The sequence below is a fragment of the Streptomyces sp. NPDC001700 genome (assembly GCF_053596435.1).
This window is the reverse complement of the sequence record NZ_JBSFGE010000001.1, coordinates 233908-245754: the sequence shown is the minus strand read 5'-3', so window position 1 is coordinate 245754 and position 11847 is coordinate 233908. Positions and strand designations below refer to the sequence as shown.

Annotated in this window: 10 protein-coding genes; 3 read left to right on the top strand and 7 right to left on the bottom strand. The window is 71.9% G+C overall.

Going from position 1 to position 11847, the window contains the following annotated elements:
• Positions 1-64: 64 nt before the first annotated feature.
• Both ACWC5C_RS01175 and ACWC5C_RS01170 read left to right on the top strand, forming a co-directional pair.
• Positions 65-1099, top strand: a complete 1035-nt coding sequence (locus ACWC5C_RS01175) for an ATP-binding cassette domain-containing protein (protein WP_450872547.1) — start codon at positions 65-67, stop codon at positions 1097-1099.
• Positions 1096-1920, top strand: a complete 825-nt coding sequence (locus ACWC5C_RS01170; protein WP_450872545.1) for an ABC transporter permease — start codon at positions 1096-1098, stop codon at positions 1918-1920. Before ACWC5C_RS01175 ends, ACWC5C_RS01170 begins: the two co-directional genes overlap by 4 nt.
• An 18-nt stretch (positions 1921-1938) precedes the next feature.
• Here the strand turns inward: ACWC5C_RS01170 and ACWC5C_RS01165 are convergent, their stop codons facing one another.
• The gene (locus tag ACWC5C_RS01165; RefSeq protein WP_450872544.1) at positions 1939-5313 is read right to left on the bottom strand and encodes a BTAD domain-containing putative transcriptional regulator; all 3375 of its coding nucleotides are present in this window, start codon (positions 5311-5313) and stop codon (positions 1939-1941) included.
• 165 nt (positions 5314-5478) lie between these two features.
• On the opposite strand from ACWC5C_RS01165, the gene ACWC5C_RS01160 reads away from it, so the two are divergent.
• Entirely contained in the window at positions 5479-6276 is a 798-nt protein-coding gene (locus ACWC5C_RS01160; RefSeq protein WP_450872542.1) for a site-2 protease family protein, read from the top strand.
• Here the strand turns inward: ACWC5C_RS01160 and ACWC5C_RS01155 are convergent.
• The 6 genes from ACWC5C_RS01155 to ACWC5C_RS01130 all read right to left on the bottom strand — a co-directional run bounded on the left by ACWC5C_RS01155 (position 6266) and on the right by ACWC5C_RS01130 (position 11635).
• Positions 6266-6475: a hypothetical protein gene (locus ACWC5C_RS01155; RefSeq protein ID WP_450872540.1), complete on the bottom strand. Its 210-nt coding sequence runs from the start codon at positions 6473-6475 to the stop codon at positions 6266-6268. The two genes, ACWC5C_RS01160 and ACWC5C_RS01155, sit on opposite strands and share 11 nt — an antisense overlap.
• Before the next feature lie 105 nt (positions 6476-6580).
• Entirely contained in the window at positions 6581-7318 is a 738-nt protein-coding gene (gene npdG, locus ACWC5C_RS01150; RefSeq protein ID WP_450872539.1) for an NADPH-dependent F420 reductase, read from the bottom strand.
• Positions 7319-7342: 24 nt separating this feature from the next.
• A complete protein-coding gene (locus ACWC5C_RS01145) occupies positions 7343-8212 on the bottom strand; it encodes a carbohydrate ABC transporter permease (protein WP_450872537.1) in 870 nt (289 codons plus the stop codon).
• On the bottom strand, positions 8209-9180 hold the full coding sequence (locus ACWC5C_RS01140) for a carbohydrate ABC transporter permease (protein ID WP_450872535.1): 972 nt from the start codon (positions 9178-9180) through the stop codon (positions 8209-8211). The genes ACWC5C_RS01145 and ACWC5C_RS01140 overlap by 4 nt, the downstream gene beginning before the upstream one ends.
• Positions 9177-10517 (bottom strand): ABC transporter substrate-binding protein, encoded by a 1341-nt coding sequence (locus ACWC5C_RS01135; RefSeq protein ID WP_450872533.1) that lies wholly within the window; start codon positions 10515-10517, stop codon positions 9177-9179. Before ACWC5C_RS01135 ends, ACWC5C_RS01140 begins: the two co-directional genes overlap by 4 nt.
• Positions 10514-11635, bottom strand: coding sequence for a sialidase family protein (locus ACWC5C_RS01130; RefSeq protein ID WP_450872531.1), 1122 nt, complete (start codon positions 11633-11635; stop codon positions 10514-10516). Before ACWC5C_RS01130 ends, ACWC5C_RS01135 begins: the two co-directional genes overlap by 4 nt.
• Positions 11636-11847 lie beyond the last annotated feature (212 nt).

Sequence of the window (11847 nt, the reverse complement as noted above, 5' to 3'; positions counted from 1 at the left end):
CCCCGTCGGCGGGCTGTCTGCTGCTTGTCGGTGATCTGTCGGCGGGGGGTGTCACGCTTACTACATGACGCGACAGGAACACAAGATCAGGGACGGTAACGCCGTCGAAGTACGGGGGCTGGTCAAGCACTTCGGCGACACCAAGGCGGTCGACGGGGTGGATCTGGACGTGCCGGAAGGCACCGTCCTCGGTGTGCTCGGCCCCAACGGCGCCGGGAAGACCACCCTCGTCCGCTGTCTGTCCACCCTGCTGGTGCCGGACGCGGGCACCGCCGTCGTGGCGGGGTACGACGTGGTGCGGCAGCCCCGGCAGCTGCGCCGCACGATCGGTCTGACCGGGCAGTACGCCTCGGTCGACGAGAAGCTCTCCGGCTGGGAGAACCTGTACATGATCGGGCGGCTGCTCGATCTCTCCCGCAAGGAGGCCCGGGCGCGCGCGGACGCCATGCTGGAGCGGTTCTCGCTGACGGACGCCGCGAAGCGGGCCGCGGCCACCTACTCCGGCGGTATGCGGCGCCGTCTGGACCTGGCCGCCTCCATGATCGGGCGGCCCGCGGTGCTCTATCTGGACGAGCCGACGACCGGTCTCGACCCGCGCACCCGCAACGAGGTGTGGGACGAGGTCAAGCGCATGGTCGCCGAGGGCTCCACGGTGCTGCTGACCACCCAGTACATGGAGGAGGCCGAGCAGCTGGCGCACGACCTCACCGTCATCGACCGCGGCAAGATCATCGCCGAGGGCCGGGTGAACGAGCTGAAGGCCAAGGTCGGCGGGCGCACCCTGCAGATCCGCCCCTCCGACCCCGGTGAGCTGAACCGGATGGTCGGCGCCATAGCGCAGGCCGGGCTCGACGGTGTCGGCGGCGCGACCGCCGACGTGGAAGAGGGCCTGGTCAACGTACCGATCGTCAGCGACGAGCAGCTGACCGCGGTGATCGGGCTGCTCGGCGAGCGCGGCTTCGCGATCGCCGGGATCGACACCCATCTGCCCAGCCTGGACGAGGTGTTCCTGGCCATCACCGGCCAGAAGACCTCGACCCCCGAGGACACCAAGACCGACAGCGACAGCGACAAGGCCCTTGAGGAGGTTGCGGCATGAGTGCGGCAACGGTCACCGCGTCCGCCAAAAGCCTGCCCGACGAGGGGCGGATCGGGCTGCGCGCCAATCTCCGGCACATCGGCGCGCTGGTGCGCCGTAACGCCCTGCAGATCAAGCAGGACCCGGAGTCGATGTTCGACGCGCTGATGATGCCGATCGTCTTCTCGCTGCTGTTCACCTATGTCTTCGGTGGCGCGGTGTCGGGCGGCGACCGCGGCGAGTACGTCAACTACTTCATCCCCGGGATGATGGCGATGGGCGGGCTCAACATCGCGATGTCGGTCGGCACGGGCGTCAACGACGACTTCCGCAAGGGGGTGATGGACCGCTTCCGCACGATGCCGATAGCCCGCTCCTCGGTGCTGGTCGCCAAGCTGATCGTGGAGACCGGGCGGATGCTGGTGTCCACCCTCATCCTGCTGATCATGGGCTTCATCATGGGCTTCGAGCTGAAGACCGGCCCGGCCGAGCTGGTGGCCGCGGTGCTCCTGGCCCTGGCCTTCGGGTCCTCGCTGACCTGGATCTTCATGCTGCTGGGGCTGTCGCTGAAGACGCCGCAGGCGGTGCAGGGCATCGGCTTCCTGGTGATCATGCCGCTGCAGTTCGGCTCGTCGATCTTCGCGCCGACCAGCACCATGCCGGGCTGGCTGCAGACCTTCACCAAGTACAACCCGCTCTCCCAGCTCGCCGACGCCGCGCGGTCGCTCACCAGCGGCCACGGCCCGCTCGCCCATCCGGTGACCGTCGCCCTGGTGTGGGCGGTGGCCATCACGGTGATCACGGCGCCGCTGGCGGTGCGGAAGTTCCGCACCAAGACCTGAGCGGCGGTACACGGTGGTTCAGACGAGGGCGGCTGCCTCCCGCACGGTGAGGCCGCCGCCCTCCGCGTACGCCCGCTCGTAACTCCCGTCCTCAAGCCAGACCCGCACCGCCGCCTCGCCCGCCGCCCGGTCCGTCCGCTCGCTGGCGGGGATCCGCTGGATGCCGGGCCGCAGCGCGTCGTACGCGCCGAGCAGCCGGGCCGCGAGCGCGGCCCGCTCCGCGCCGCCGAGGGCGGCCAGCACCCGCGCGGCGGTCATCAGCTGGACCACCGGCACCTGCGGGGCGACCACCTGGGCCATGAGGTCACTGGTCTTCACGAGCGCCCGCCTGATCCGGGTGAGCGCCTCTCCGGGCTGTCCGTCGATCAGGTCCAGCCAGGCCATCATCCCCTCGACCAGGCCCTGGAACAGATCGAGCGCCCGGTTGGCGAACTCCTCGTGCAGCACCGCCAGAAGCTCCCGGGCCTCGGCCACCCGGCCCGTGACGCCGTACCGGTGGGCCAGATGCATCCGGACGTACGCCGCGGCCTCGGCATCCGCCTGCGCGGACTCCGTCAGCAGCTCGCGCAGGACCCGCTCGCCCTCCGCCGCCTCCGTCTCGTCCCCGTGCTCGACGTGCAGCCCCGCCAGCCGGGCCCTGAGCAGCACCACTTGCGCGTGCGCGTCCAGCTCCTCGGCGTAGCGGATCGCCGCGCGGTAGTCGTCGGCCGCGGCCCGGCCGTCGCCGATCAGCTCCAGGGTTTCGCCGCGCCCGGACAGCGCCTCGGCCACGCCCCAGGCGTCACCGAGCTGGATGAACAGCTGCAGGCTCTCGTCGGCGTCCCTGCGCGCCTGCTCCCCGGGATCGCCGCCGGTGCGCTGGGTCATCACCTTGGCCCGCATCTGGAGGGTGAAGGCCAGCTCCCAGCTGTAGCCCAGCTTCCGGCTGGTGCGCACCGCCTGGTCCACGACCTCCCGCATCAGGGCGAGGTCGCCCGTCAGCAGCACCGCGAAGAACCACATGACGCCGGGGACCCGGCAGTTCTGCGGCAGCCCCGGGCGGTAGGCGGCGGCGATGCCCCGCATCTCCTGCCGGGTCTCGTCGTCGTCCATGGCCTTCATGTTGCCTTCGAGGTTGGCCAGCGCGAACAGCCGCACCCCGCGCCGGGCCTCCTCCAGCATCTCGGGCCCCATCGGCGGCGGGGCGGCCGTACAGCTCGTGTACAGCGGGGGCGCGGGGGCGACGGGCGGCGCGAACGGGTTGGGGCCCAGCCGCGCCGCGGCCGTCGCCCAGTGGCGTCCGTCGCCGCGGTGGCCGCGCAGATTCCAGAACCAGCCGAGCGACAGCACCAGACACAGCGCCTCCTGCTCGTCGCCCGCCGCGACGGCCCGGCGCAGCGCGGTGCGCAGGTTCTCGTGCTCGGTCTCCAGCCGGGCCAGCCAGACGCGCTGCTCGCGGCCGCGCAGCAGGGGGTCGGCGGTACGGGCCAGCTCCCGGTACGCGACCAGGTGCCGCCGTTCGGCCACCGCCCGCTCCCCCGTCTCGTCCAGCCGCTCGGCCGCGTACTCGGCGACGGTCTCCAGCAGCCGGTAGCGCATCTCGCCGTCGGCGCCGTCCGCTCCCGGCGCGGCCACCACCAGCGACCGGTCGACCAGGGAGCCGAGCAGCGCGGCCACGTCCCGGGGGTCCACCGGGGTCCGGTCCCCCGGATCGCCGCAGACCGCCTCGGCCGCCGGGAGGTCGCAGCCGCCCGCGAAGACCGAGAGGCGGGCGAGGACGGTGCGCTCCCGGGCGTCGAGCAGGTCCCAGGACCAGTCCACGACGGCGCGCAGCGTCTGCTGGCGGGGCAGCACGGTACGGCTGCCGCTGGTCAGCAGGCGGAAGCGGTCGTCGAGGCGGTCGGCGATCTGCCGGGGGGTGAGCAGCCGCAGCCGGGCGGCGGCCAGTTCGACGGCCAGCGGCAGACCGTCGAGGCGGCGGCAGATCTCGGCGCACGCGGCCGGGTCGTCGTCGGTGCGGAAGCCGGGGCGGGCCGCCGCGCCGCGCTCCTGGAACAGCCGCAGCGCGACCGGATCCGGCAGCGGCTCCACCGGGCGCACCAACTCGCCGGGCACGGCGAGCGGTTCGCGGCTGGTGGCCAGCACGGTGACGCCGGGGCAGCGGGCCAGCAGGGAGTCGGCGAGCCGGGCGGCGGCCTCGACCAGATGCTCGCAGTTGTCGAGCACGATCAGCATCCGGCGCGGTTCGCAGTGCTCCACGAGCCGGGTGAGCGGATCGTGGGCGGTCGGGTCGGCGGCGGCGCGCAGCCCCTCGGCGGCGCTGCCGCGGATGACGGTCTCGCGCGCGCCGAGCGCGGTGAGCACGGTCTCGGGCACGGTCTTCGGGTCGTCCACGGGGGCGAGTTCGGCCAGCCACACCCCGTCCGGCCAGGCGTCGGCGACGGACTCGGCGGCCTCCTGGGACAGCCGGGTCTTCCCGGCGCCGCCGGGCCCCAGGAGGGTGACCAGCCGGTGCGCGGCCAGATCGGTGCGCAGCACCGCGAGGTCGGCCTCCCGGCCGACGAAGCTGGTGAGCCGGGCCCGCAGATTGCCACCGCGCCGCCCGCCCCGCAGCGGCGCCGGGGCCCTCGGCGGCTTGGTCGGCTTGGGCTGCTCCAGTTGCTCGGACCGCTCGGGGGTCAGCAGCTCTCCGTGCAGGGCGCGCAGCTCGGGGCCCGGGTCCGCGCCCAGCCGGTCGGCGATCTCCGCCCGGATCGCCTCGTACGCGGCCAGCGCCTCCGCGGGGCGGCCGGTGTCCCGCAGGGCGCGGATGCGCAGCGCGTGCAGCGGCTCGTCCAGGGGGTGGGCGTCGCACAGCTCGGCGAGCGCGGGCAGGGTCCGGGCGGCGTCGCCGAGGGCGAGCCCGGCGGCGATCCGGCCGCGCCGCGCGTCCAGCCGCTGGGCCTCGGCGCGGGCGGCCGAGGCCATCCCGTCGGGCAGGTCGGTGAGCGCCGGGCCGCGCCACAGGGCGAGGGCGTCGTCGTAGCGGGCGGCGGCCTTGGCCGGGTCGCCGTCGGCGAGCGCGCGGGCGCCTTCCTCCGCGAGCCGTACGAAGCGGTGCAGATCGACGTCGTCGGGCTCGGCGCACAGCCGGTAGCCGCCGGGCCCGGACGCGATGGCCGCCTTGCCGACGGCCCGCCGCAGCCGCCCGACGAGGGCCTGCAGCGCGCCGTTCTCGTCGGCGGGCGGGTCGGTGTCCCAGACCTCGGCGATGAGCGCCCCGTTCGTCCGCAGCCGCCCCGGCGCCAGGGCGAGCGCGGTCAGCAGCGCACGCAGCCGTGCGCCACCGAGGTCGACGGGGGTGCCGTCGTCGTGGTGGGCCTGAGTGGTGCCGAGGATGGCGTAGCGCACGGCCCCATTGTTGTCGACGGTCACGCCTCACCGTTCATCCACTCCCGGACGTTGCCCGTCCGCTTGCCTGTCACGCGCTCCCGCGCGGCTCTGCCTGGAACTTCCGGACCCCTGTCCAACGTTTTCCGGGCGTCGAGCGGGGCACCGTACGACGCACCACGACCGGTACCGGACGGAGCCACCTCGCACATGACCACCGCCATCAGCCGCCGTGAGCGGCGGATCAGTCCTGTTTTTCTCGGCCTGGTCGCGATCATGCTCGTGTCCGCGTGGGCGGTGTGGACGGACTACTCGGCCAGTCCCGGCTTCGCCGTCTTCCTCTTCGTTGTCTCCGGCTGGGTCGTCTCGCTGTGTCTGCACGAGTACGCGCACGCCCGCACCGCGCTGCACGGCGGTGATCTGTCGATCGGCGCGAAGGGGTATCTGACCCTCAACCCGCTGAAGTACACGCATGTGGCGCTGAGCATCGTGCTGCCGCTGATCTTCGTGATCATGGGCGGGATCGGGCTGCCGGGCGGGGCGGTCTTCATCGAGCGGCACCGGATCCAGGGCCGCTGGCGGCACAGTCTGATCTCGGCCGCGGGGCCGCTGACGAACGCGCTGTTCGCCGCCGCGCTCACCGCCCCGTTCTGGCTCGGCACCGCCGACCAGATACCGGTGGTCTTCCGCTTCGCGCTGGCGTTCCTGGCGCTGCTCCAGGTCACCGCCGCGATCCTGAACTCACTGCCGGTTCCGGGGCTGGACGGGTACGGGGTGATCGAGCCGTGGCTGTCCCACCGCGTCCGGCGGCAGGTCGAGCCGTACGCGCCGTTCGGGCTGCTCGCGGTCTTCGGCATCCTGTGGATACCCGAGGTCAACCAGGTCTTCTTCGACGCGGTCGACGCGATCATGCGGGGGCTCGGGGTGACACCGTTCGAGACCTACTTCGGCCAGGAGTTCTTCCGCTTCTGGCAGGGCCAGCCGCAGTTGCCCGGGATCAGCTCGTAGCGCCCGGGGCGCCCGCCGCCTCGCGCTCGGCGTCCCGCTCGGCCTTCGCCCTGCGGACGTAGAACCAGGCCATGTTGGACGAGATCCCGGCGAGCAGCACCCAGACGACGCCGAGCCAGCTGCCCCGCGCGAACGAGACGACGGCCGCCGCGACGGTGAGGGCGCAGACGAGGAGGGCGTAGACGGCGAGGCGGGGCATGGGGGTGGCTCCTGTGAGGTCCTGTCGGGGGTGACGCTTCCGACATTGTCGCCCATGCCCCGCCGGGGCGTACGGGTCGCCCTGACGATGTCCTCAGACGTCCGCTCAGACGTCGGTGACGCGCAGGCCCGCGTGGGCCTTGTAGCGGCGGTTGACCGAGATCAGGTTGGCCACCAGGGACTCGACCTGGTGGGCGTTGCGCAGCCGCCCCGCGAAGACGCCCCGCATACCGGGGATGCGGGCGGCCAGGGCCTGCACCACATCGGTGTCCGCGCGGGACTCGCCCAGCACCATCACATCCGTGTCGATCTCCGCGATCTCCGGGTCCTGGAGCAGCACGGCCGACAGATGGTGGAAGGCGGCGGTGACCCGGGAGTCCGGGAGCAGGGCCGCGGCCTGCTCGGCGGCGCTGCCCTCCTCGGGCTTGAGCGCGTACGCGCCCTTCTTGTCGAAGCCCAGCGGGTTGACGCAGTCGATGACGAGCTTGCCGCTCAGCTCCTCCCGCAGCGACTCCAGCGTCTTGCCGTGGCCCTCCCACGGCACCGCGACGATCACGATGTCGCTGCGCCGCGAGCACTCGGCGTTGTCCGCGCCCTCGATGCCCAGCTCCGCGCCGCCCAGCTCCTCGGCCGCGGTCTGCGCCCGCTCCGCCGCGCGCGAGCCGATGATCACCTTCTGACCGGCCCGGGCCAGCCGGTAGGCGAGGCCTCGGCCCTGGTCACCGGTGCCGCCGAGCACGCCGACGACCAGGCCGGAGACGTCCGGGAGGTCCCACGGGTCCTTGGCGGGGGCCTTCTTGGCGGGGGCTTCGTTCGTGGCGGTCGTACCGTCAGGAGTAGTCATGACAGCGATACTGTCACGCCCACGTCATGCCTTCACGCTCCCCTCCGTCAGCCCCGTACGCCAGTACCGCTGGAGAACGCCCATCAGCACCATCAGCGGCAGCACGGACAGGAAGGCGCCCCCGACCGTGTACTGGTACAGCTCCGGCTGCCGGTCCGCGTACCCGGTCCAGGAGGTCAGGCCGAGCTGGATCGGATAGAGGTCGGAGTCGGAGAGCATGACCAGCGGCAGGAAGAAGTTGTTCCAGATGTGCACGAACTGGAACAGGAAGACGGTGACCAGGGCCGGGGTCATCAGCCGCAGCCCCAGCGTGGAGAAGATCCGCGCCTCACCCGCGCCGTCGATCCGCGCCGCCTCCATCAGCGAGTCGGGCACGGCGGCCGCCGCGTAGATCCGGCACAGGTACACCCCGAAGGGGCTGACCACGCTGGGGATGAGGACGGCCCAGTAGGTGTTGGCCAGGCCGATGCGGCTGAAGAGGAGGTAAAGGGGGAGGGCGAGCGCGGTGCCGGGGATGAGGACCCCGGCCAGGATGACGTTGAAGATCCCCTCCCGCCCGGGAAAGCGGAACTTGGCGAGGGCGTACCCGGCGGCGGCCGACAGCAGCGTGGCGGCGATGGCGCCGACGCCCGCGTACATCAGGCTGTTGGCGAACCACCGCGCGTAGATGCCGTCGTCGTACGTCAGCACCTGGCGCAGCCGCCCGAAGAGATCCGGGTCGTGGAACCAGAAGCCGAACGTGCCGAAGAGGTCGCTGCTGGACTTGGTCGAGGAGACCACGAGCCAGTAGACGGGCGTGAGGAAGTACACGGCGGCGACGGCGAGCAGCGAGACGGTGATGATCCGATACCGCAGCGACGGCCGGGCGGCGCCGGGCTCGCTCGGGCGGCTCACCGGTCTTCCCCGCCCTTGCCGCGCTGGCCCACCAGGCGCAGGAAGCCGAACGACAGCACGCACGCGACGAGGGCGAGCAGCACCGCCTCGGCCGCGGCGATGTGCTGGTTGTTGCTGGTGAACGCCTCGTTGTAGGCGGCCAGGTTGGGGGTGTAGCCGGAGTCGATCGAGTTGGTGAGCGGTTTGAGCACCTTCGGCTCGGCGAACAGCTGCAGGGTGCCGATGAGGCTGAAGACCGTGGTGAGGACGAGGGCGGGCCGGATCAGGGGCAGCTTGATGTGCCGGGCGATCTGCCAGGCGCTCGCGCCGTCGATCCTCGCGGCCTCGTACAGCTCCCCCGGTACGGCCTTGAGCTGCGCGATCAGCACCAGCATGTTGTAGCCGGTGAACTGCCACGTGACGATGTTCGCGATGGACCACAGCACGGTCGAGCGGCCGAGGAAGTCCACCTCCCAGCCCGCCGAGTGCGCCATCTCCACCAGCGGGCTGATCCCCGGTACGTAGAGGAAGCCCCACAGGATCGAGGCGATCACCCCGGGCACCCCGTACGGCAGGAAGAAGGCGGTGCGGAAGAAGCCGACCCAGCGCGCCGACGCCGCCTCCAGCAGCAGCGCGAGCGCGGTGGCGAAGGCGATCATCACCGGGATCTGGACCACGCCGAAGAGCAGCACCCGCCCGAATCCGGCGGTGAAGTGGCCGTCCTGGAGGGCGTGGGTGTAGTTGGACAGGCCCGCCCACACGTCCTTGGTCTCGCCGCCGAGGCCGAGCGGTCCGGTGCGCTCGACCTTGAGCAGGCTTTCGTAGAGCGCGAAGCCGATGGGGGCGATGAAGCAGAGCAGGAACAGCGCGAGGAACGGCAGCAGGAAACCGGCCGCCGCCCGCGCGCCGCGCGCCTCGGCGCGGGTCAGGCGGCGTACCCGGCCGCCCGCCGCCGGACCCGCCGCCCGGCCCGGCGCCCGGCTCGTCATCCGGCCTCCGCCTTCAGGCCCTTTTCCTTCAGATCGCTGATCGTGTCCCGCTGCACCTTCTTCAGCACGGACCGGAAGGACGCCCCGTCGCCGATGGCCGCCGTGAAGGCGTCGCCGAGCCGCTGGTAGAGGGTGTCGGTCGCCGGGCCCCACTTCCAGCTGGTGTCCACGCCCTTGCTCGCGGCCTCGAACACCTCGCTGTACGCCTGGCCGCCGAAGAAGTCCTGGTGGACGTCGAGGTCGGAGGTGGTGTAGCCCTGCTTCGCGCCGGGAGTGCCGTAGCCGTTGTCGATCAGCAGCTTGATCGACTCGGGGTCGGTGTTGAGCCAGATCGCGAAGTCCAGCGCGTCCTTGGGGTACTTGGTCTTGGCGAAGACGGCGGTCGTGGAGCCGCCCCAGTTGGCGTACGCCGCCTCCCCCCGCTTCCACTGCGGCATGGGGACGACCCGCCACTTCCCGGCGGTCTTCGGCGCGTTGCCGACCAGCAGCGCGTCGCCCCAGCTGGCGCCGAGCCAGGAGGCCATGGCGCCGGTCTGGACGTCCTTGTACCAGGCGTTCTGCCGGTCCGGGATGGTCTTGATCAGCTTCTGCTTGACCAGCGCGTCCCAGTAGTCGGCGACCTTACGGGTCGGCTCGTCGTCGATCGAGACGGTCCAGGTGTCGCCCTCGGTGCCGAACCAGCGCGCCCCGGCCTGCCAGGCGAGGCCCGCGAAGCGGTTGCCGTTGGTGGCCGAGAAGGTCTCGATCCAGGCGCCCTTCTTACGGATCGCCTTGGCAGCCGCCTCGTACGCGTCCCAGGTGGCGGGCGGCTCGATGCCCCACTGGTCGAACAGGTCCTGACGGAGGAACAGCCCCATCGGCCCGGACGCCTGCGGTACGGCGTACACGCCCTTGCCGAACACCGACTGCTGCCACTGCCAGCCGACGAACTTGTCCTTGTACCGCTCGATCCCGTGCTTCGTGAGGTCCAGCAGCCCGTTGTCGATCAGGAAGCTGGGCACCACCGGGTACTCGATCTGGCCGAGGTCCGGCGGGTTGCCCGCCTTGATCGCGGCGTGCATCTTCGCGTACTGGGCGCCCTCGACCGCCGACACCTTCTCGACCTTGACCCGGACCTCGGGGTTCTCGCTGTTCCACAGGTCCACGGGCTTGTCGATGCCCGGCACCCAGGACCAGAAGGTCAGGGTGATCTTCTGGCCCTTCTTACGGCCCTTGGGCTCGTCGCCCCCGTCGTCGTCCCCGCCGCATCCGGCGAGGGTGAACCCGGCCGCCGCGGCGGCCGCACCGCCGAGGACGGCACGCCGCCGCGGTCCCATGCTGTCTGACATGCTCCTCATACCAGCTCCTCCACCGGAACGCGCCGGAATGTGATGGTCGAGTAGGCGCTGAAGTCGCCGGTCTCGTAGAGCAGTCCGACCGTGTCCTGATCGATCCTGACCAGATCGGAGTAGGCGGCGGGCAGCCCGTCCACGGTGTGCACCGCCTGCCAGGTGACGCCGCCGTCGCGGCTCGCCCGCACCGTCATCAGGGCCCGGAAGCCGGGGGCGGCGGGGCCGGAGTACAGCAGGACGTCCGGCTCACCGCTCGGATCGCCGAGGTGCAGAACGCACCCCTCGACGACGGGCGTCACCAGCCCGGCCTGCGGCCGGAAGGGGGTGGCGAGGGTCGCGCCGCCGTCGTACGAGCAGGCGTCGGCGCGGGTGCCGGGCGCGGTCGCGTCGTTGCGGGTGTTGAAGTAGACCCGGCCGTCGGGGAGTTCGGCGGCGGTCGTCTCGTTGACGTTGATGTAGCCGTCCGGGTTGTCGTCCACGTACCCGATCCGCCAGGTCTCGCCGTCGTCGTCGCTCAGCAGGTCATGCCCGCCGTTGTAGCGGCCCTCGGTGCCGATGTCGCCGGGGACGGTCGGCGGGAGGGAGTGGTTGGCCGGTACGACGATCCGGCCCGCGTGATCGCCGTGGCGTAACCGCAGCGCGTGGCCCGGGGTGGTGGCGTACCAGCGCCACTCGGGCCGCTTCGTCTGCGCGGTGATCTCACGGGCCGCGCTCCAGCTCACGCCGTCGTCGTCGCTGTACGTCAGCCACACCCGCCGCCCGTCCGCCGCGGACACCTCGCCACGGCGGATCCGGTCCTCGGTCGCGGACGCGGCGCTGCGGACGTGGACCAGGACGACGCGGCCCGCGTGCGGGCCGTCCTCCAGCACAACGGGCGCGGGATTCCCCGCCGTTCCGTTTCCGTTCTGGGCGACGACCTGGGGCGCGCCCCAGGTGCGGCCCCCGTCGGCGGACCGCTTCAGTACCAGGTCGATGTCCCCGTGGTCGGCGGACGACCCCACCCGCGCCTCGGCGAAGGCCAGCAGCGTCCCGGCGCGCGTCACCACCACCGCCGGAATCCGGTAGCTCGCGTATCCCCCGGTCCCGGCCCGGAACGGGACGGAGACCTCGTACGGGCGTGCCATGCAGACCCTCCCGATGCGCCGTTGCAATCGATCGAGTGCTCAGCCAGAAAAATGGGACGTAGGACGTCCCTTGTGTCCGGCGACCATAGGGTTTGCCTCACAGAGCGTCAAGAGAGGGCGCAATGAACAGTTGGCGCGGAGGCGCACCGCGAAGGCGCATCGCGGAGGCGCACCGCGAAGGCCCCCAAAGGGGTGAGCGCCCCCCATTCCCC